The following is a 22,275-nucleotide window of genomic DNA, read 5'->3' on the forward strand; positions in this document are numbered from 1 at the left end:
ATAGATGCATGAATAATAATCATGCATCTATAAAAAATATAATTATCAATGATTAATTAATGTCCGCATCCGCAGTTAGTAACTTTTATATCGCAAGTTTTAGTATCTATATTAACAGCCTCTTCTTTTTCTCCTAAAGGATAAAGAAGTCTTAATGCATTCAATACTACTATCATAGTAACACCTGTATCAGCAAAAATAGCAAGCCACATAGATGCAAGTCCTAAAGCTCCTAATATAATAGCTCCGAATTTTATTACTAATGCTAAAAGTATATTTTGCAAAACTACTACATGATTTTTCTTAGCAAGTTTTATAGCAAGAGCAACTTTAGAAGGCTTATCATCCATAATTACAACATCTGCATTTTCTATAGCAGCATCAGAACCAAGTCCGCCCATAGCAATACCAATATCAGCACGAGCAAGAGAAGGAGCATCATTTATACCATCGCCTACAAATATTGAAGCCTTAGAATCTTTCATCATTTCTTCTAATACAGTTACTTTATCTTCAGGCAAACAGCCTCCTTTGAATGATTGAATATTCATCTCTTTTGCAAATGCTTCTACCCTATCAACATTATCTCCGCTTATTAATGCAGTTTTTATATTCATTGAATTCAATAAATCAATAGCTTCTTTTGTATCATCTTTCACACTGTCATCAATGAAAAATCCGCCTACATATTTGGAGTCTACAGCAATATGAACATTGATATTTTCTTTAATTTCTGATATTTCAACATTATTTTGTTTTAATAAATCAAGTCCTCCAATCAATATATTTTTATTTTCAACTATTGATGAAGCACCTTTTCCGCTTATATCTTTATGAGTTGAAATTAAACTATCATTTATAATGCCGTTATGATGATTTTTATAATGCTCAACTATTGATACTGCAATCGGATGAGAAGAACCTGTTTCAGCATAAGCAGCATATTTTAATAAAGTTTCATTATCATATAAACCTGTATTATGTATATCTCTTATAGAAAACTCTCCTTTTGTAAGAGTTCCTGTCTTATCAAAAATAACTTTATCAACCTTAGCAAGCAAATCCAAAAATACTCCGCCTTTAACCATTATTCCAAATTTAGATGCTCTTCCTATAGAAGCAAAATATGTTAATGGAATACCAACCATAAACGCACAAGGACAAGATACAACTAATAGAGTCAAAGAACGTTTGAACCAATTATCAAAAACTTCAGTACCATATATTATAGTAGGTATTACAGTAAGGAAAATTGCACCGAATACTACTATAGGAGTGTATATGCCTGCAAATCTGCTTATGAACTGCTCAATATTAGCTTTTCTATTTTGTGAATCCTGAACTAATTTTAATATTTTAGCTATAGAAGATTCTCCGTAAGCTCTTATAACTTTTGCCTTTATAGTATTATCACCATTGATAGTTCCTGCTAAAATTTCATCATTAACTTTAACACTTCTAGGCATACTCTCACCAGTTAAAGCCTTAGTATCAATCCAGCTTTCACCTTCATATATAAAAGAATCAAGAGGCACTTTCTCAAATGGATTTATTATTATATTATCATTAATATGAACTTCAGATATATCAACTTTTTCAACATTTCCGTTCTCTCTTATAATATTTGCTGAATCTGGTCTTATCGCCATTAATGCTGCTATTGTGCGTTTAGATTTATCAACTGCCATATCTTCAAAGTATTCGCCCACCCTATAAAACATTAATACTGCTAATGCTTCAGGAAGTTCATGAAGTATAATAGCTCCAACTGTAGCAATACTCATAAGAAAACTTTCACGCATGAATTTTCCTTTGATAAAATCCAAAGCTGCATTTTTAAATACATCTCTTCCCAAAATAAAATATGGTATAAAGAAAATAATATATTCTATAGCACCATGTATAGTTTTATGCAAAGTGTATAATAATATTAATACTATAAGTCCTAAAAAAATTTCTGATAAAAATAAAAGTCTTTCTTTATTCTTTAACATGTTCATACCCCCATGTATAAATTTTTTCTATATGCTCATCATCTAATCTATAAAAAACATGAAGTCCTACCTTCCGTTTTTTACTACCCTAGCCTGCCAAAGCATCTTTAAATGCTGTGATATAGAAGGCTGCTTCATATCTAGTAAAGAAGATAATTCATGCACGCATAATTCCTTCTCACTTAAGGCAGATATTATCTTTAATCTTGTAGGATCAGAAAACACAGAAAAAAATCCTGCTAAAAGTGAAAACTCTTCATCGTTTGGAAGTTTTGGTATTAATGATGATATATTTGAATCTTTTGTGCTTATTTCGCAATCATCATCATTATTTAAATATTCTTCATCAGAAGTTTCTATATCTTTTTTTATATTCTTTTTCATATTGCCTCATCTCTATATAAGTATATTATAATATAATAATATACTTATATAATAATTAAGTCAATAGATGATATTAATTTTTTAAAAAATTTATGAAATACAAAATATAGTCTAAATAAAAAATAATAATAGAAAATTATTTTATTTTGATATATAATCTGTAATATTTTTCATTTTTTAACGAATTTTGATTTTTACACAAATTTTACACAAAATCACAAAGTTAACATAATGATTAATAAATAATGGAAAAAAGGAAAACTTTTAATTATGTATATTTTCAAAAAACAGGATAAAGATTTCAGAAATCTCACAAATGAAGAAATAAACTTTCTCAAATCTCAAGGCTGTTCTTCTCAGTCATGGGAAAAAATTTTAATAAAAAATGTAGATTTAAGCAGAATAAAAGATGTTAAATTTTATGGCAAAGTAAAAATAAACGCACTTAATGGTATGGTGAAATATCATAAAAAAGTTAAATTATTAGCTTCTATTAACAGAGCCACTTTAATAAATGTATATATTAATGGAAATGTTTATATAAATAATGTAGGAAGATTCATAGAAAATTATAAAATAGAAAATGGGGTTATTATAGAAAATGCCGGTTCTATATATATGGAAGGAAAAAGCAGTTTCGGAAACGGAGTTGAAACTTCACCAATCATGGAAGGCGATGGAAGAAGCGTAAAAATATTTTATAGACTTAATTCACATATAGCATATTTAGTTGCAATGTATAGACATGAAAAAGTAATGCGTGAAAAAATTAATACCCTTATAGATGAATACACAAAACAAAAAACAAGAAGATTCGGAAAAATAAAAAAATATGCACAAATAATAAATGCAAGACTAATAAAAAATTCTTTAATAGATCCTTATGCCACAATAGAAAATACTGATGAAATTAATAATACAACAGTAATAAGTACAAAAGAATGTCCTTCATATATAGGAACATCTGTTATATTAAAAGATTCTATTGTTCTTAAAGGTGCTCATATAGTTGATGGAACAGTTATAAAAAAAGCGTTTATAGGTGAAGGAGTTAAACTTGGAAGACAATTTTCATGCGAGGATTCACTTTTATTTGCAAACTGCGAGGGAGAGCATGGAGAAATGTTTTCTATATTTGCAGGTCCTTATACTGTTACGCATCATAAAGCTACACTTTTAATAGCAAGTCATTTTTCTTTCTTCAATGCTGGAAGCGGAACTAATCAAAGTAATCATATGTACAAACTTGGACCTTATCATCATGGTTTTATGGAAAGAGGATGCAAAACAGGAAGCAACTCATATATTTTATGGCCTTCTCATATAGGAGCTTTCTCAACTGTTATAGGGGCACATTATGATAATGTTGATACTTCTGATTTTCCTTTCTCATATATCACTGAGCATGGTTATCATCAAACAAGACTTATACCTGCTTTAAATTTATTCGGTGTGGGTTTATCAAGAGATGAAAATAAATGGAGAGATAGAGACAGAAGAAAAGGAGATAAAAAAGATTTAATAATATTTGATGTATTCAGTCCTTACACTGTATCAAAAATTATTAAATCTGAAAAAATATTAGAAGAAATAAAAAAAGAAAGTAATAATATTTATAATAAAGATTTTTTAACATATAAAAACATGATTATAAAAATATCCTCTTTAGATAAATATTCAAAAAGATACTCAATAGCAATAGATTTATATCTTCATAATAAAATACTTTCATATATAGAAAACTCTAAAAATATTGATGAAATTATAAAAAATCTTCAGTACAATGAAGATACTATTTTTGAAAAATGGGTTGATATAGGCGGACTTATATGTGCAAAACAGAGAGTTGATAACATCATCAAAGATTTAGAAAATGATAAAATAAATGATATAAAATCATTAACTGAAAAGTTTGAAAACATATACAATATATATTCAGAAGATGAAAAATCTTGGGTTATGAATACTGTAAAATCAAGATATAATATAAATACTATCAATAAAGAAAATATAAAAAAATTATTAGAAGACCATAAATCATTATTAAAAGAAGCATATAATATATTTTATAAAGATGTTGAAAAAGAATATGATATATCAAAAATGGTAAGTTCAGGTATTGATGATAAAACAATGATGGAAAAAGATTTTGAGGCTGTAAGAGGCACTGTTAATGACAACACTTTCGTAATAAAATATAAAAAAGATATGGAAAATAAAATTGAATCTATTAACAATATTATTAATATATTGTAATATATAGAAAATTATTATTGGAGTCATTATGTTAATATATTCATTATCTATAAAAATAGAAAGAGGATTTGAGGATATAATTGAAGCTGTTATAGAAAGCGGTAAATTAAATATATTAGGTTTTAATACAGAGTTTCCTATTAAAGAAGAAAGTATTTCAATAGTTAATATATACAATGAAAATGAAGAAATATTAAAAAATAATCTAAGTATAATAGAAGAAAATATTAAAGGTATTGCTGAATATACTTATAAAATAGAAGAATTAAAATCTGAAGAATATTTAACTTCATATATGGATTTTCTTAAACCATTTAATATAGGAGATGTTACTATAGTACCGAATTTAAAAGATTTTTATAATGAAGAATGTGAAAATCCGCTTTATATAGCAAAACAATATGCATTCGGTTCTGGAACTCATGAAACTACATCGCTTGCACTTGAAATGATTTATGAATATTCAAATAACAATGATATTATTTCAAAAAGTATAGTTGATGTAGGATGCGGAAGCGGTATATTATCATTATTCGCCTATAAATTAGGAGCAAGAAATATTACATCTATAGATATTGATAATGATGCCGTTCATTGCACACTTGATAATGCTGATTACAACAGTATAAAGCTTGATAATGTGATACTTGGAAATGCTAGAGATTTAATCAATATGAATTTAAAATTCGATTTAGTAATAGCTAATATTGAAACTGATATTTTAATAGATATTCTTCCGGATTTAAAAGAATTATTAAAACCGAGTTCTATTTTAATATTATCAGGAATTTTATTAGAAAAAGAATCATATATGATTAATGCCATTAGAGAAAATAAACTCAATACCATTTTAAGAAAGAGAAAAAATGATTGGGTATCTTTAATGCTTAATCTATAATAAAAATAATTATGTTTACTAAAAATATATTAAGGAGAATAATATGCAATTAATAGATTTAGTAAAAAATGCAAAAGAAGCCACATATAAATTACAATCATTGAATACAGATATAAAAAATAATGCTCTTCTTGAAATAGCAAAAAAAATTGAAGAAAATAAAGACAAAATATTTGAAGCAAATAAAAAAGATTTAGAATATGCTCAAAAACTTCTTGATGAAAATAAAATTTCAAAATCTATGTTTAACCGATTAAAACTAGATGAAAATAAATTAATAGACGTTGTTTCAGGAATAAGAGATGTTGTAAAACTTGAAGACCCTATTAATAAAGTATTATTAGAAACAGAGCTTGATGACAATTTATTATTAAAAAAAATATCCTGCCCTATTGGACTTATAGCAGTAATATTTGAGGCTCGTCCTGATGTAATATCCCAAATATCTTCTTTATGTATAAAATCATCTAATGCCGTTATACTTAAAGGAGGAAGCGAAGGAGAAAACACTAATAAAGCAATATATAGTATAATAGAAGAAACTCTAAATAATATAAAAGAATTTCCAAAAAACTCTGTTAATTTGGTATTCACTAGAGAGGATATAAAAGAATTATTATCAATGGATAAATATATTGATTTAATAATACCAAGGGGCGGAAACAGTTTGGTACAGTATATAAAATCAAATACAAATATACCAGTATTAGGACATGCTGACGGTATATGTCATTTATATATAGATGAATCTGCCGATCAAGAAAAAGCATTAAAAATATGTTTAGATTCAAAGGCTCAATATCCAAGTGCCTGCAATGCTGTTGAAACTATACTTATAAACAAAAATATAGCTTCAGAATACTTGCCAAAACTTTATGATTTATTCAAAGAAAATGAAATAAAAATGAATGGCGATACTGAAGTAAAAAAAATATTAACTTCATCTGATATAGGCGAAGTGAAAGAATGGCATTTTGAATATGGCGACAAAGAAGTATCTTTAAAAATAGTATCAGACATAGAAGAAGCATACGATCATATTAACAAATACGGCTCTCATCATACTGACTCAATAATATCAGAAAATAAAGACAATATAGAAAAGTTTATGACATTCGTTGATTCTGCTAATGTGTACTGCAATGCTTCAACAAGATTTTCAGACGGATTTAGATATGGTTTCGGTGCTGAAGTAGGAATATCAACAAATAAAACTCATGCTAGAGGTCCTGTAGGTTTGGAAGGCTTAACAATATACAAATATAAAATTTTTGGAAACTATCAAATAGTTAATGATTACGTTACTCATAAAGCAAGTTTTAAACATAAAAGAATAAAATAAAATATAAACAATATAAAAATTGTTAGTACCTGCTATTCGTTAGAATGGCAGGAGATATTTAACTAACAATTTTTATTAGCAATAATAAAAGATTATCTCACTTATAAATCTAGATTCAAGCATAAGAGAATAAAATAAATGCATTAAAATATAAAAATAATCTGATAGCTTTGAAGTTATCAGATTATTTTATGCTATTATCGAATATTTTGTTTAATATAATTTTTCATAATAATAAATTAGATTAGATATATTTCCATAACTTATTTCGCATTCATTCTCACTTGTAAAATAAAATATAATGCTTCCTACAATCGGTATATTAGATATAACTAATTCATAATAACTTCTTTCATCATATTTATAATAATCCCAATTATCAATATAATGCCTGCTATATGTACCATCAGCATTATAAAAAGTTAATATACCATTATAAGAAATAGTAAATCTCTCATAATAATTATCTATATTTCTCCAAGTACCTATTAGATCATAAGGTCTGAATCTTCCTCTATAATCAGGATCAAATAATGATGAACAGCTTATAGAAAATATAGATATTGTAGAAAACAAAGCAATAAATACCAAACCTCTCACATTTTTTTATTTTTTATCATAAGCCCTCCTTGAATGTATATCATACTAAAAAATAAACTAATAAGATATACATTAACAACCTATAATATAATAACAGGATATTTTGTCAATAATATTTACATTATATATAATAAAATAAATTATATTATTATCACATAAAAATAAATATGTAAAATAAACTATATTAATAAAATAGTTATACATAAAACTTGATAAAATGCCCGATTTTGATATAATAATATAATTTCATGATAGTTTTTAGTTTAAGGATATATTTATGTCTAAAGTTATAGCTATAGTCAATCAAAAAGGCGGAGTAGGAAAAACTACCACAGCCGTTAATTTAAGTGCATGCATAGCAAAAATGGGTCATAAAACACTTCTTATAGATATAGACCCTCAGGCTAATGCTTGTTTAGGTGTTGGCGTTACAAGAGAACAAATGCAAAAAAGCGTATACGATATATTAATAGGACAAGCTGAAGCAAAAGAAGTAATAATACCTACATATCAGGAGAATTTATTTCTAATACCGGCAGATTCCGACTTGGTTGGTGCTCAAATAGAACTTGTTAATGAAATAGCTAGAGAATATAAATTAAAAAAGGCTGTAGAAACTGTAAAAAATGACTATGAATATATTATTATAGACTGCCCTCCTACTTTGGGTATATTAACACTTAATGCTTTAACTGCTGCTGATTCTGTTCTTATACCTATACAATGTGAGTTTTATGCTTTAGACGGTGTTGCTGAACTTAATAACACAATAGCACTTGTAAAAGAAAATCTTAATAAAGAATTAAAAATAGAGGGTGTTCTACTCACTATGTATGATGCTAGAACAAAATTAGCTTCAGATGTAGTAAAAGAAGTAGTAAATTTCTTTAAAGAAAAGACTTACAAAACTATGATACCTAGAAATGTACGTTTAAGCGAAGCACCTTCCTATGGTAAAGCTATAGGGGATTATGATAAAGATTGTGTGGGAGCTAGAAGTTATAAAGAATTTGCAAAAGAGTTTGTTGAAAAATCTAAATAATGAGTATTTTTAATATAATAATGCTATTGTATTGATAATATTATTTAAAAATATATTAATTAAATAAAATTAAGAGGGTTTATATGAGCAGAAAAGGCGGACTTGGCGGTCAGGGTTTAAGTGCATTAATAAAATCTACTGACAATGAAATAAGAACAGCAGCCGAAGAGGCAGAAAGAAGAGGAGTATTGGAAATAGATGTTTCTCTTATAGATGTTAATCCGGATCAGCCTAGAAAAGTATTCAATGAAGAAGAAATACAAGGTCTTGCCGAATCTATAAAAGAAAATGGACTCATAAACCCTATTACTTTAAGAGAAAAAGACGGAAAATACCAAATAATATCCGGAGAAAGAAGATTCAGAGCATTTAAATTCTTGAACAGGGATAGAGTTCCAGCATTGGTATTAGAAAATATAGCAGATTCTAAAATGCTTGAGCTTACTTTAGTTGAAAACATACAAAGGGCGGATTTAAATGCCATAGAAGTTGCTAGAAGCTATAAAAAATTAATATATGATTTGAATATTAAACAAGAAGAATTAGCAAACAGAGTTGGAAAAAGCAGAAGCACAATATCTAATTCTATGCGTATACTAGATTTAAGCGAAAATATACAAAATTTAGTATTAGAATCCAAAATAACAGAAGGACATGCCAGAACTATATTATCATTAGATGACGAGAATGAAAGAGAAGAATTTGCTAAAGAAATAGTAGAAAAAGGATATTCTGTAAGAGAATGCGAGAGAATAGTAAAAGAAAGAAAAAATAATATATCAAATGATTCTAATACAAATAATAATGAAGAAAATACAGAAAATCAAAACGAAGTAAAAAAAGATAATAAGAAAGACCCTAATATAAAAAAGCTAGAAAATGATTTAGAAAAAATATTCTCTACCAAAGTTAATGTTATAGATAAAAATGGGAAAGAGGGTAAAATAGTAATAGAATATTACAGTTCTGATGATTTATCAAGAATAATGGATATGCTTGAAAAAGTATATGAAAGAGAAACAGGAATAAAACCTACTCTTGAATATTAGGAGCAATTTTGAAAACAATATTAAAATACATTTTGATTATCACTATAATAACATTAAATCTTTATCCTAGAGAAACTATGCTTATAGCTACTGTAGATTTGGATCATAGTTTAAGGGCTAATGAGCCTATGAGAAAAGAGTTTGTGAGAACAATAAATAGATTTGCCTCTCTCAAACAAAAAACTTCTATTTCGGTAGATAGAGAGAAGAAAAAACTATTTTCTACAAATGAACTTAGCTTAGAAGAGGGATTAACTGTTGCTTCTAACTTAAAAGTACAGGCTGTTATTATAATGGATAGTGAAAAAGTATTAAAAGACACTAATAATACCGCTACTAATAAGAATATCACTATTAATTCAAATGAAATAAATACAATATTAAGCAATTATAACATTACAAATACTATGCTTAGTAATGATATAGTGCTTACAAATGAAGTTAAAGACTTAGGCGATTTAATAGAATATGGAATTGGAGAAAAAACAGAAAAAATTGATAAAGACGGAGAAGAAAAAAGTGATGAAGAGCTTTATGAAATGAGATATAATTTTAAAGTCATAGATATGTTAACTGGTGATACTCTTAAAGAATATGAACTAAAAAATCAGTCTGAAAGTGTAACAACTATACAAGAAATATGTACTTATTTAGAATTTTATTTCTCTAACCTTTTATTCAAAGCTATGGAATCTCCTATAAACGGTATATATTTAAATTTTAGAATAGAAAGAATAACATTAGAAAATAAAACAAATGTAATAAACAATGAAGGTGAAATAATAGAAGGAGAATCTTTTACTCTAAATTTCAGACCAAATACTGAAGGATATTTATATATATTTGCCTTTCAAAATGATGGAAATGTAATATTAATGTTTCCAAATGACTTCAATAATTTTATAAACAATAAATATGAAAACAAAATAGAAGCAAGAAAAAATTACGTAATCCCCCCTGCAAATTCTAAATTCAATATAAAAATAAGACCTCCATTTGGAGAAGATGCTTTTTATTGTCTATACACAAAGAAAGAACAGCAATGGATAACAGGTGAATATTTCAAAGGTGATGGTTTTCAAATGTGCCCAAAAAATAAAATTGCTGAGTTTACAGATAAATTGAAATATAAATTAAAATTCATTAGTTCTAATGATTGGCAAATATCAAAAGTATATTTAAAATCCATTTCAGAAATAAAATAAAGCTATCAACTCATTATAAAGTCAATAGCTTTCTTGATTAATAAAACTTTTTTCGTATATATAAATTATTTATAAATATATTTGCTGTTCAAAAGAGGCTGATATCTATTTTCTTTATCCAAAAATGAATTGAGATAAAAATCATATAAAACAATAGTTCCATCTTCTTGTACATGTCCTACAGGATCATATTTATAAAAAGGTAAAATGGAACCTTTATATTTTACTGTATCTGAAGGACCCCATCTTTGAGGTACATCAACACCAAATACTTTTTCCTCTTCTACAGGTACTCCATATATATATACATATTTTGTATATATATCTATAGCTACCAAAGTATTATCTAAAGATATTATTCCGCCGCCCTTTCCTGTAAATCTATAGAAATAAAAACGTTTCATCATATTAGCATTAGCTCTATTTCTTTTCTCTGTATATAAAGGATTATAGCCTCTATACTGATAATATGTCATAGATGATATAAAAAATATACCAGCTTTTGAATTTTTACCTTTGTACATATATTCTTTTATAGAAGAGTCAGAAGATTCCCAAAACATATTTTCAGTTTTATCTATAAATTGTAATGTAGGCACATTATCACCATCAAAAGTAGCAACTAAAAGCCAATCATTGAATTTTGAAGAACTAAAGTTTGGATTATATGATAAATCTCTCTCTATAGTTTCTTTTGAAAATAAAAATAAACTATTTATAAATATCAATAATAAACAAAAAAATACTTTTTTCATAAAATCGACTCAAAATCATAGTAGTAATTTAATTTTTATTAAATTTATAATACACTAAAAAATATATAAGTAAATGTTAAAAAGATAGTATGTAATGTAAATTTATAGAAAATTAAAGAAAAAATATATTCTAACCACAATTATACTACATTTTATACGAAAAATACTACATTTTATATTTATTGTTGCTGAATTATTGAACATTTTTTATCTTATGTCTTATATGTATTTTATTATTACTTTTATTGCATATATCAACTTTTCCCCTCGTACACGACAGTCGGACTTCATCAAAATTGCAAAAGCAGTTATATCATAATATAAAATCATAAATAATTAAATTTAAAAAGTTATTTACCATACATAACTCTTTATCATTTTATTATAAAGATAATATTTAATTTTTTAATATTAGAATGTTAAATATAAAAATTGTGGGGTATAACAATACTATAATTGAATGCGAATAATTTTTATTAGTAATAACTAGAGATAAACGAGTAACTGATAACTTTAGTTGTCAGATATTTATAAATAAAAAATCGAGTCTCTATCAGCTTTAGCTGATAGAGATAGCAAAACGAGATTTTTTATATATGATAAAAAGTTTATCGATAGCAATAACCAGAGATAAACGAGCAGATGATAACTGACGAAGGAAGTTGTCATCTATATTTCAGCGAGTTTATCGATAGCAATAATAAGATTATTTATTATTGTCATAAGGATTTATTTCTATATATTTTACATCATCCTTTTTTTCATCTTCATTATCTTCAGGATTTATTTCTATAACCTTTAAATTATCTCTATCATTATTTTCATCTGTTGTTTCTGCATCTTTTGTTTCTATTATATCAGCTTCTATAATATCAGATTTTTTATTTATATTTTTTAGTTTTCCATAAATGATCACAAAAAGCACATAATATATAATAGACATTAAAACAGCAGATAAACTGTAAGGAATTAAAGACATATTATTATTATATACTGTATTAAATAAATAATTATATCCATAAGGGAAAAGTATATATAATAATAATATTAATGGGATAGTAAGCAAAAGCCATAATTTGTTTTTATAAACTTTATCAGCAAATGAATATGATATAATGATTGTCAATATAGATATTGTAGATAAATATGAAACAGTACCTCTATCCAATTTAGCATTATTATAATCTAATTCTAAGAAATTCATTATAATAATTCCGCATATAGAAGTTAAAAATATACCTATCATTGTATATATTATAGCAAATAATAATTTAAGTAAAAATACTCTGCTTGAAAATTCTTTTTCAGTATGAGGAAGCATTTCAACAACCCAAAGTATTATAGAAAAAGTAAAAGTTTGAATAAGAAGCTCAGGCAAATTAACTAGATGAAACTCAAGAGGAAGCTGAGTATATATCAAACCTTCTATAGAACTAGGTGCTGATGAAGGAGCTGCAATAATACCTATACATGCAAATATAAGCCATAGTATAAACCAGCCAAATTTGGTAGCTATAATTTTTCTAAGAGGGAATAATGCAATAGCTATGAATATTGCCCTTATAGGTTGTAAAAATGGCCCTATAACAGTCAGAGGAGATTCAAAACCTCTCATAAAATTAGTAATTATATCATTACTATATACAGAGGTGTAATCAAACATGTTAGAGAATAATATTCCAAAAACTATATAAGTTAAAGTATGAATAACAGCAACTTTTATATAAAAAATAAAAAAATGTCTAATAAAAATTTTTGGACTATTCTCATTCTCTTCCATAAGAATTCTCTCTAATCTATTTTTCTTGTCTTTCTACAATATCATTATGATAAACTAAATTAATCCTTTTAATAGAAAGTGCCTTACCAGTTACAGTGTCAACTTGAACTACAATACCATTAATCATAGGGCTAGTAGTTTCCACTTCAAATCTATGAGGCATTTTGGTAACAAATCTAGCTATAGCCGGTTCTTTTTTCATTCCTATAACCGAATTATAACTACCGCACATACCCAAATCTGATATATAAGCTGTATATGATGATAATATCTTTTCATCAGCCGTCTGAACATGAGTATGAGTACCAAATATACAGGAAACCTGCCCTTCAAGATAATAAGAAAAAGCTATTTTTTCTGCTGTAGCTTCTGCATGAAAATCTATAAATATAACATTAGTTTTTTCTTTTATATGCTTAATTGCAAGATTGGCTTTTTTGAAAGGACAATCCAATGTATCCATAAAAGTCCTTCCCATAAGATTAATTACACCAATCTTACAATCTAACATATCGTATATATAATAGCCAAGTCCTGGGGCATCACTAGGATAATTATAAGGACGAAGCAGGCGATGCTCATTGCCTATCAAAGCAAAAACATCCCTATTATTCCAAATATGATTACCAGAAGTAAGTACATCTATACCGGAATTAAAAAGCTCTGCTGCTGTATCCCTAGTAATGCCTATTCCATTGGCAGCATTTTCACCATTTGCTATTATAAAATCTATATTGTTCTCTAATTTTATTTCTTCTAAATGCCTTCTAATAGCATAACGTCCTGTAACACCTATAATATCACCAAGACATAATATATTCTTCACAGACATTTTATTTACCTTGCAACTTCAACTGCTCTAGTTTCTCTAATAACAGTAACTCTAATTATACCTGGGTATTTCAATTCATCTTCTATTCTCTTAGCAATATCTCTTGCTATTTGCTTAGCCTGAACATCATCTACCATATCACTCTTAGCCATAACCCTAAGTTCACGGCCTGCCTGTATAGCAAATGATTTTTCAACACCCTCTATACTATCAGCAATCTTTTCTAAATTATCTAAACGTTTAATGTAGCTTTCAAAAGATTCTCTTCTTGCACCAGGTCTTGCCGCACTAATAGCATCCGCAGCCTTTACTATTACAGCCTCAACACTTTGAGTATCAACATCATTGTGATGGGCTCTTATAGCATTAACTACTTCCTCTTTTTCTCCGCATCTCTTAGCTAAATCGGCACCGCTCATAGCATGAGAACCTTCTCCTTCTGTTTCTATAGCCTTTCCTATATCATGCAAAAATGCACTTCTTTTAGCCATTTCCACATTAGCACCTATTTCAGCAGCTATCATAGCAGCAATATTAGCAACTTCTTTACTATGGAAAAGCATATTTTGTCCATAACTTGTTCTATATTGAAGTCTACCCATATGCCTGATTAATTCATGATGCATAGTAGTAAGATTTAAATCAACAATAGCATTTTCACCTGCTTCCATAATAGAATCTTCAACTTCTCTTTTAGTTCTCTCAACAACTTCTTCTATTCTAGCAGGGTGTATTCTTCCATCTAGTATAAGTTTTTCTAATGAAACTTTAGCTATGTGTTTTCTCACAGGATCAAAACAAGATATCACAACGGCTTCAGGAGTATCATCTATAATAATATCAACACCAGTAAGCGTCTCAAGCATTCTGATATTTCTACCCTCTCTGCCTATGATTCTACCTTTCATTTCCTCACTAGGCAAAGATACAGATGTTACAGAAGTTTCCTGAGCCACTTCACTAGAAAGTCTTTGTATAGTTTGTACTATTATTTCCCTAGCCTTTTTCTCTCCTGTTTCTATAGCATTTTTTTCTATATTATCAACTATTTTAGTAGCAGATTTTTTAGCATCTTCTTCTATACTTCTAATCAAATCTGCCTTAGCTTCTTCTCTAGTAAGACCTGCTATTCTCTCAAGTTCTTTTTCAGCCTCTTGTATAACAGAAGTTAATTTATCCTCCTGTTCTTTTATTTTTTTCATTTTATTCTCAATATTATGCTCTTTATTTTCCAAATATTGAGACTTTTTATCAATATTAGCCTCTCGTTGTAGCACTCTATTTTCTAATTTCTGAATTTCAGCCTTTCTATCTCTATTTTCGCTTTCCAATCTATTACGTTCTTTCTGTATTTCAGAATTAGCTTCAGAAAGTATAGTCTTTCTCTCATTTTCTGCTTGCTCTCTTGCACTTTGGAGCAATTTATGTGTTATTATTTCCGTAGAATTAAGCTTGATTTTAGCTATAATAAAACGGGTTGTATATCCAAAAACAAACGCAACTACAACAGAGGTGATAATTATTACTGGATTCATATTTCACCTCTTTATTTTAAATTATTTTTTACAATGTTATATTATTTAACATAAATTTATTATAAAGTCAATAATATATTAATTATAAAAATAACAAAAAGAATGCTGTTATTAATATTTTTGGAACATTTTACCTGAACCTCCGCAAGTTTCACAAGTTTCAGGTGCTTTATCTCTATATATATTGCCGCAGCTAGGACAAAGATAGAAAGTTACATCTCCATCTTTATTCAAGAAATTATCTATAATATCTTGGAAAAGTTTAGCATGTTCTGTTTCAACTTTACCCAATGAATTTACAGTATCACTAGCTAATTTATTTTTCTGCTCTATAGCAACCTGTGCTAATTGAGGATAAAGTATAGTAGATTCATAAACCTCACCTTTGATACCTGCTTCTAAATTTTCTTTATCGCTTAAAGGTTCTACAGGATTAAGCTGAGGAACAAATTTACTCATATCTAATCCGCTTCTCAATGCTAATTTTCTCATTTTTTCGGCATGAATTTTCTCAGCCAATGATGTTGTTGAAAAAACTTTTTGAATAGCTTTATTGCTAGATGCTTTACCAAATGAACTATATCTATTTGCAGCGTTTGATTCGCCTTGAAATATTTGATATAAAACCTCTTCTAATGTTTTAGCAGCCATATTTATTTCCTCCAAATTATGTATTTATATTTAAAAAGAATAATTGTTTTTATTATAATATTCCCACATACATGATATCAATTACTTTAAAAAAAATCAAACCATTTTTTAAAAAATAGAAAAAAATTAAAGCACATTAATATAGATTTAAATTTTTTTATATTATAATAAAAAATTATTATTTTAAAAACGGCGAGAACATGAATAACATTATTATAACTATAAGCAGACAATATGGAAGCGGCGGCAGAAATATAGGAAAATTAATAGCAAACAAATTGAATATAAACTTTTATGATAAAGAATTTGTAGAAATAGTGGCAAAAAGAACAGGTATTAATAAACAATATCTAGAAAATGTTGAAGAAAAATTCACTAATGATAATCTTTTTTTTAGTGCATTTCATAAAGAACATTTTTCAAGCCCTTTTTCAGGACAAATAAAATATTCTACTTTGGATAAAATGTTTGAGATACAAAGTGAAGTTATAAAAGACATAGCAAATAAAGGAAGCTGTGTAATAATAGGAAGATGTGCTAATTTTATATTAAAAAATACAGAACATAAATGCTTTAATGTGTTTGTACATGCCCCTAATAAGGATAGAATAGAAAGAATTACAAAAGAATATGGCGTAAAAATAGAGGATGCAGAAACCCAATTAATAAATACCGATAAATACAGGTCTAATTACTACAAATACTACACTGGTATGGAATGGGGAAACATGATAAATTATAATCTCACCATAGACAGCGGATATTTTGATGAAGAAAATGTATGCAATATCATTATAGAAGCCGCCAAAAAAAGAATGTAAAAAAGAATATAAATACTTGAAAATTGACAATATATTACTATATTTAAAAATAAAGATTTATGATATAAGAATAAGAGGATATTATGAAGGACAAGATTATAAAAGATTTTTATGAAAATGATTACTTTTCTTATGAATCTGATTGCGATTTATGGAATGATGAAAAAATATCATTATTAATAGATTTCGGTGAAGAAGCAAATAAATCTGAAATGCTTATGAAATATATAGATAAAATAAATGAAATATTGAAATGGATTGATGAGCATAAAAAAAATGTTACTGACTTTCTTATAGAAAAACAATGTTTAGAATTGGCAGAAGAATGGGTAACAACTTGCGAAGAAGTAGATGAAAATACATATAAAAATCAATCCGGAGAATTAATAACAATACCTATAAAAGAAGAAGATTTTTTCAATGCTATATATATAGACACTATATTAATAGATTTTGACGAGGATGAAACAAGACCGGATACTACATTACATATATTATTTGAACCTGACTATTTCAAACATCATTCATTGATAGTTTATATTGACGGTGAAAGAAATATAGAATACGGAGATATTGCCGGATAATATCTATAAAATATAACATGATAAATACATATTATTATTTATCATGTTAAAAAATTATTCTAACAATATAATTATAATCTAAAATACTTAATCTATAAATTATATAATTTCATATAAAAAATTATAAATTAATAAAATGAAATAAAAAAATACTATGATTATAGTTACTGATCTCAATAAATCAGTAGAATTTTATAAAAACATTCTTGAACTAAATGTTATTATGGATTTTGGAGCAGATAAAACATTAACTGGAAATTTAGTTTTAAAGACAAAAGATACATATAAAGACTTTATTGATAATAATGATATTTCTTTTGTATGAAACAATTTTGAAATATACTTTGAAGAAGATGATTTTAATAAACTAAAAAATACAATATAGAATATGTACATTCTGTAAAAAACATTCTTGTGGACAGAGAGTTATTCTATTTTATGATCCGGACAAACATATTATTGAAGTTGGTGAAAATATGAAAACTGTATGGACAGCGGCATGACTATAGAAGAAACTGCAAAACGTATGGACGTACCTATAGAATTTATCAATAGATGCATTAAATAAATTTATAACAATAAAATTAATATATTTTTTATTATTATGTAGTTAATATATACTGCAAATTTTTAAGTTTGTCAAAATTAGTTTTTATATTGTTATTATTTTCGGGGACTAGTCCCCGAACCCCTACTTCTTTTGGTGACCCAAAGAAGCAAAAGGACTGCATTTTGACACAAATCTTGGTTTTACTTACATTTCAAACAAAACTTAATAATATTTTATGCTATTAATAAATAAAAATTACATTCATAAATAATCCAAATTTGACAAAATATAGTTGTTTAGGTATATTCTAATATAGCTTCAATTTTTTTAGCTCTTTTTGATACTCTTCTGATATTTTATTTTTTAATTTTTCATCTCTTACAATATCGCAGCATAATAATACTTTTTCGTATAATTTCAAATAAGAAGAATGATGTTCTGCTGTAAAAGGTTCACTAATGAAAGACCATATTTCTTTTTCTAATTTTTCATTATTAATATTAAGCATTATATCAGCCGCTCTTTCTATTATATATCTGCCTAAATTAATATTATAAAATTTATCATCGTGAATATTTTTTATATTATTTATATATTTTGATATTAATTGCCAAGCATAATCATATTTTTTATTATCAATTAAAGATTTAAGATAATTATTTAAAGCAGAAACTATATCCCAATTACTCTCATTTTCTTTAACAGCCATTTCAAAAAGTTTTTTAGTAGTTTCCAGTAAAGATTCTTTATCTTCTATAAGTGACTCATAATATTTTAATTTATCTAAATTATTTTTATCCCATTCTTTTACTGCATCTTTCCATATATCAATAAGTTTTGAACATAATTTTAATTCATCAATATCTATAAAGTATGATATTACTGCATCTATACTTAATTCATCTAATCTTTCATTATAATAATCATAATCATCAATACCATAACCGCAATTACAGTCAAAGTTTGCATTTTTTGCTTTATCAAATAAATCTTTATATTTAGAAAGTAATTTATTTATATTATCATTATAAAGTTTAACAAATAAAAAACTCATAATTTCCAAAGAAGTACCTATTCCCTGATAAGAATTAGTTTGTCTGTCTTTTATCTCTTCTTCAAATAAACAAACAAGCAAATCTTCAAATGATTTTTTACTCATTAATTTGTTTCTATTTTTATGATAAAGTATAGATAAAATTAATTTTAATCTTTCAATATAATTTTTATCTTTTATATACTCTGACTCATTATCTTTTTTATATATAAATGGTTCAATATTTATTTGAAATTTTTCTTTATCATTATTTTCTAAACAATTCAATAATTCTTCAAGAGTCTTATAATATTCTTTTAAATAGTCATTAAATAATTCTTGATAAAGTTCCATAATATATAAAAATCACTTATTAATCATTATGATCGTATATAGAAGTTACTCCCAATACTTTAGCAACCATATACGATATAATAGCTACTATAACCAGAGCCGAGAAATTAGAAATGGAGTTTGATATTTCAAGTATTAATATACATACCATTATAGGCGTTCTTGTAATTCCTGACATTAATGAAGTTATTCCAAGAAGTATAAATAAATCTCCATATACCGCATAATCAGGAAAATATTTAACTAAGAATATATCATATAAAGAACCTATTGAAGCACCCAATATAAATGTAGGAAAGAATATTCCCCCAACTGCTCCGGAAGTAGCACATACAGAAGTATAAAATAATTTCATAAATATTAATATAAAAAGCATAGATACAGAAAACTTATCTTTTACTATACTTCCTATAAGTAAATCACCGCTTCCAAGTACATAAGGGAAAAACATTATCATTAAACCAGCAAGCAAGAATGCAGGCACAGGACGAATTATATCATTATTAATCTTCTGATACATCTTAGAAAAGAAATTCATAAGATAATTTAATATAGAAGCAAGTATGCCGCATATTATACCAAAAGGAAGTAAAGATATATAATGTCTTACCTCAAGTATTTTAGGCAGATTAAAATTAAGTATGAACCCCTGCCCTACAATATGTTCAATTACAAGTATTGAAGCTATAGAAGAAAAAACTATACATACAAAAACTATATGATTCTTATGTTCTCCAAGTTCTTCAAAAGAAAATGCAATACCAGTAAAAGGCGCACTGAAAGTAGCTGTCATTCCGGCACAAGCACCGGAAACAAGTAAATATCTTCTGTATTTTGCTAGTTTTGAAAAATATTTATGGAAAAATAATCCTACAAGCATACCGACATGCATTGAAGGACCTGCTCTTCCTAAAGAAATACCGCTTGCAAATGAAATCATACTTCCGAAAAGTTTAAATAAAATTTCCAAAAATATATTTTTAGGTTCATGCAAAGATATATAATATTTTATTTGAGGAACTCCTGCCCCTCTTATCTGTGGATAATGTATAAGTATATAACCTATTAAGCATCCCATAGCTATAAGAAACACAAAAAGCAAAATAGGATAATACCATTTGGCAAATATAAAGTTTGATACATAAAAGACATTAACACTTAATTTATATAATATAATCCTATATATAGAAACTATAAACCCAACTACTGCACCTATACAAGCAGATAATGTAAAAAGCTTTATATATTTAATTTCAAAATTTATCTTCATAATTTAGTTTTCTAATCAATGTTTTTAATATTTTATGGGTTATTAATAATATAGAATATATAAATTACACATTAAATCTGAATGTTACAACATCGCCTTCCTGCATAAGATACTGTTTACCCTCAAGTCTTATAGCACCAGCCTCTTTAGCTTTAACAAAACTTCCAAGCTCTAAAAGTTTATCGCAGTTTATAACTTCAGCACTGATGAATCCTCTTTCAAAATCACTATGTATAACTCCCGCAGCCTCTGGAGCATAAGCACCTTCTCTAACTGTCCAAGCTCTTGTTTCATCTTCTCCTGAAGTTAGGAATGTTAAAAGTTTTAATAATCTATGTCCTGCTTTTGTGAGTCTTGCCACTCCTGATTCTTTTACTCCCAAATCTTCTAAATAGCTCAATCTTTCTTCTTCATCTAAATCCTGCAAATCTGCTTCTATTTTAGCACTGAAAGGTATTAATTCAATGTTTCTTTCATTTGCATATTTTTGTAATGTTACATAATTAGAATTTTTTTCAGGATTAGCAAGTTCATTTTCTGATAAGTTAGCACCTATCATCATACTTTTTGCTGTTAATAAGAATAAAGGTTTTAATATTTCCTTTTCTGTATCTGTTAAATCAAGACTGAATACAGGTTTAAAATTATTCAATTCAGGAAGTATTTTTTCAAGCAAAGCCACTTCTTCTTCAGCAGCTTTTACTTTAGCACCTTTTGCTACTTTTTTCTGCTTTTCCATTCTTGCATTGATAGTTTCAATATCTGCAAGCATAAGCTCTGTTAAAATAATATCTAAATCTCTTAAAGGATCAACTTCTCCAATATGAGTAATATTTCCATCTTCAAACACTCTTACCACATGTAAAACAGCATTAACTTCTCTAATATGAGAAAGGAATTTATTACCAAGCCCCTCACCTTTTGAAGCACCTTTTACAAGTCCGGCAATATCTACAAATGTAGTTGTATTATAAACTTTCTTTTTTGATTTGAAAAGTGCTGCTAATTTATCAACTCTTTCATCTTTTATTATAGCAGTAGCTTCATTTTTATCTATAGTACAAAATGGGTAATTAGCCGCCTCAGCATGAGCATTAGTTAAAGCATTAAAAAGTGTAGATTTTCCTACATTTGGAAGTCCTACTATTCCTATAGATAAAGCCATATTTATTTCCTTAATTTGTATTTAACATTAAATTGAAAAACTGAATTATTTTCGGTAATATTATATATTAAAAAATATTAATAACAAGTATATTAAAGTGAATAATAAAAAATATTTGAATTTATATTGTCTTAACCTTATATGTACTTATACAACTTATAAAAAATCATCTTAT

At 26.8% G+C, this 22,275-nt stretch carries 20 protein-coding genes and 1 pseudogene; 10 read left to right on the forward strand and 11 right to left on the reverse strand.

What is annotated here, in order from left to right:
- Positions 1-56: 56 nt before the first annotated feature.
- Both BINT_RS10335 and BINT_RS10340 read right to left on the reverse strand, forming a co-directional pair.
- Complete coding sequence (locus BINT_RS10335) at positions 57-1,994, reverse strand: heavy metal translocating P-type ATPase (protein ID WP_014488525.1); 1,938 nt, start codon at positions 1,992-1,994, stop codon at positions 57-59.
- Positions 1,981-2,378, reverse strand: a pseudogene (locus BINT_RS10340) (ArsR/SmtB family transcription factor). Before BINT_RS10340 ends, BINT_RS10335 begins: the two are co-directional and overlap by 14 nt.
- Before the next feature lie 270 nt (positions 2,379-2,648).
- Here BINT_RS10340 and BINT_RS10345 point away from each other — a divergent pair.
- Genes BINT_RS10345 through BINT_RS10355 form a run of 3 tightly spaced genes read left to right on the forward strand, consistent with a single transcriptional unit; the run spans position 2,649 to position 6,874 of the window.
- Entirely contained in the window at positions 2,649-4,634 is a 1,986-nt protein-coding gene (locus tag BINT_RS10345) for a DUF4954 family protein (RefSeq protein ID WP_014488527.1), read from the forward strand.
- A 28-nt stretch (positions 4,635-4,662) separates the two neighbouring features.
- Positions 4,663-5,532 (forward strand): 50S ribosomal protein L11 methyltransferase, encoded by an 870-nt coding sequence (locus BINT_RS10350; protein WP_014488528.1) that lies wholly within the window; start codon positions 4,663-4,665, stop codon positions 5,530-5,532.
- A gap of 43 nt (positions 5,533-5,575) precedes the next feature.
- Positions 5,576-6,874: a glutamate-5-semialdehyde dehydrogenase gene (locus BINT_RS10355; RefSeq protein ID WP_014488529.1), complete on the forward strand. Its 1,299-nt coding sequence runs from the start codon at positions 5,576-5,578 to the stop codon at positions 6,872-6,874.
- Positions 6,875-7,087: 213 nt separating this feature from the next.
- Here BINT_RS10355 and BINT_RS10360 read toward each other — a convergent pair whose 3' ends face one another.
- Positions 7,088-7,474, reverse strand: coding sequence for a hypothetical protein (locus BINT_RS10360; RefSeq protein ID WP_014488530.1), 387 nt, complete (start codon positions 7,472-7,474; stop codon positions 7,088-7,090).
- A gap of 277 nt (positions 7,475-7,751) precedes the next feature.
- On the opposite strand from BINT_RS10360, the gene BINT_RS10365 reads away from it, so the two are divergent.
- The 3 genes from BINT_RS10365 to BINT_RS10375 all read left to right on the forward strand — a co-directional run bounded on the left by BINT_RS10365 (position 7,752) and on the right by BINT_RS10375 (position 10,770).
- The gene (locus BINT_RS10365) at positions 7,752-8,516 is read left to right on the forward strand and encodes a ParA family protein (RefSeq protein ID WP_014488531.1); all 765 of its coding nucleotides are present in this window, start codon (positions 7,752-7,754) and stop codon (positions 8,514-8,516) included.
- 83 nt (positions 8,517-8,599) lie between these two features.
- Complete coding sequence (locus BINT_RS10370; protein WP_014488532.1) at positions 8,600-9,565, forward strand: ParB/RepB/Spo0J family partition protein; 966 nt, start codon at positions 8,600-8,602, stop codon at positions 9,563-9,565.
- Positions 9,566-9,573: 8 nt separating this feature from the next.
- Positions 9,574-10,770, forward strand: a complete 1,197-nt coding sequence (locus BINT_RS10375; RefSeq protein WP_014488533.1) for a DUF4384 domain-containing protein — start codon at positions 9,574-9,576, stop codon at positions 10,768-10,770.
- Positions 10,771-10,835: 65 nt separating this feature from the next.
- Here BINT_RS10375 and BINT_RS10380 read toward each other — a convergent pair whose 3' ends face one another.
- The 5 genes from BINT_RS10380 to BINT_RS10400 form a co-directional block, all read right to left on the reverse strand.
- A complete protein-coding gene (locus tag BINT_RS10380) occupies positions 10,836-11,525 on the reverse strand; it encodes a hypothetical protein (protein WP_014488534.1) in 690 nt (229 codons plus the stop codon).
- Positions 11,526-12,231: 706 nt separating this feature from the next.
- Complete coding sequence (locus BINT_RS10385; protein WP_041177403.1) at positions 12,232-13,305, reverse strand: hypothetical protein; 1,074 nt, start codon at positions 13,303-13,305, stop codon at positions 12,232-12,234.
- A 16-nt stretch (positions 13,306-13,321) separates the two neighbouring features.
- Positions 13,322-14,137, reverse strand: a complete 816-nt coding sequence (locus tag BINT_RS10390; RefSeq protein WP_014488536.1) for a TIGR00282 family metallophosphoesterase — start codon at positions 14,135-14,137, stop codon at positions 13,322-13,324.
- A 5-nt stretch (positions 14,138-14,142) separates the two neighbouring features.
- The gene (rny, locus tag BINT_RS10395; protein ID WP_041177404.1) at positions 14,143-15,672 is read right to left on the reverse strand and encodes a ribonuclease Y; all 1,530 of its coding nucleotides are present in this window, start codon (positions 15,670-15,672) and stop codon (positions 14,143-14,145) included.
- A gap of 111 nt (positions 15,673-15,783) precedes the next feature.
- The gene (locus BINT_RS10400) at positions 15,784-16,323 is read right to left on the reverse strand and encodes a rubrerythrin family protein (RefSeq protein ID WP_014488538.1); all 540 of its coding nucleotides are present in this window, start codon (positions 16,321-16,323) and stop codon (positions 15,784-15,786) included.
- Positions 16,324-16,523: 200 nt separating this feature from the next.
- Here BINT_RS10400 and BINT_RS10405 point away from each other — a divergent pair, with 200 nt between their 5' ends.
- From BINT_RS10405 to BINT_RS15420, 4 genes are all read left to right on the forward strand, one after another.
- Positions 16,524-17,144 (forward strand): cytidylate kinase-like family protein, encoded by a 621-nt coding sequence (locus BINT_RS10405; RefSeq protein WP_014488539.1) that lies wholly within the window; start codon positions 16,524-16,526, stop codon positions 17,142-17,144.
- 83 nt (positions 17,145-17,227) lie between these two features.
- Positions 17,228-17,728, forward strand: a complete 501-nt coding sequence (locus BINT_RS10410) for a DUF2262 domain-containing protein (protein WP_014488540.1) — start codon at positions 17,228-17,230, stop codon at positions 17,726-17,728.
- A gap of 154 nt (positions 17,729-17,882) precedes the next feature.
- Positions 17,883-18,053 (forward strand): VOC family protein, encoded by a 171-nt coding sequence (locus BINT_RS15305; protein WP_014488541.1) that lies wholly within the window; start codon positions 17,883-17,885, stop codon positions 18,051-18,053.
- 61 nt (positions 18,054-18,114) lie between these two features.
- Positions 18,115-18,231 carry a hypothetical protein gene (locus BINT_RS15420; RefSeq protein ID WP_456151108.1) on the forward strand — a complete coding sequence of 39 codons (117 nt, stop codon included), beginning with the start codon at positions 18,115-18,117 and terminating at the stop codon, positions 18,229-18,231.
- Between the two features lie 354 nt (positions 18,232-18,585).
- Here BINT_RS15420 and BINT_RS10420 read toward each other — a convergent pair whose 3' ends face one another.
- The 3 genes from BINT_RS10420 to ychF form a co-directional block, all read right to left on the reverse strand.
- Complete coding sequence (locus tag BINT_RS10420; protein WP_014488542.1) at positions 18,586-19,665, reverse strand: hypothetical protein; 1,080 nt, start codon at positions 19,663-19,665, stop codon at positions 18,586-18,588.
- A gap of 19 nt (positions 19,666-19,684) precedes the next feature.
- The gene (locus BINT_RS10425; protein ID WP_014488543.1) at positions 19,685-20,935 is read right to left on the reverse strand and encodes a chloride channel protein; all 1,251 of its coding nucleotides are present in this window, start codon (positions 20,933-20,935) and stop codon (positions 19,685-19,687) included.
- 64 nt (positions 20,936-20,999) lie between these two features.
- Positions 21,000-22,100 (reverse strand): redox-regulated ATPase YchF, encoded by a 1,101-nt coding sequence (gene ychF / locus BINT_RS10430; RefSeq protein WP_014488544.1) that lies wholly within the window; start codon positions 22,098-22,100, stop codon positions 21,000-21,002.
- Positions 22,101-22,275 lie beyond the last annotated feature (175 nt).

This window comes from Brachyspira intermedia PWS/A, assembly GCF_000223215.1.
Taxonomy (GTDB): domain Bacteria; phylum Spirochaetota; class Brachyspiria; order Brachyspirales; family Brachyspiraceae; genus Brachyspira; species Brachyspira intermedia.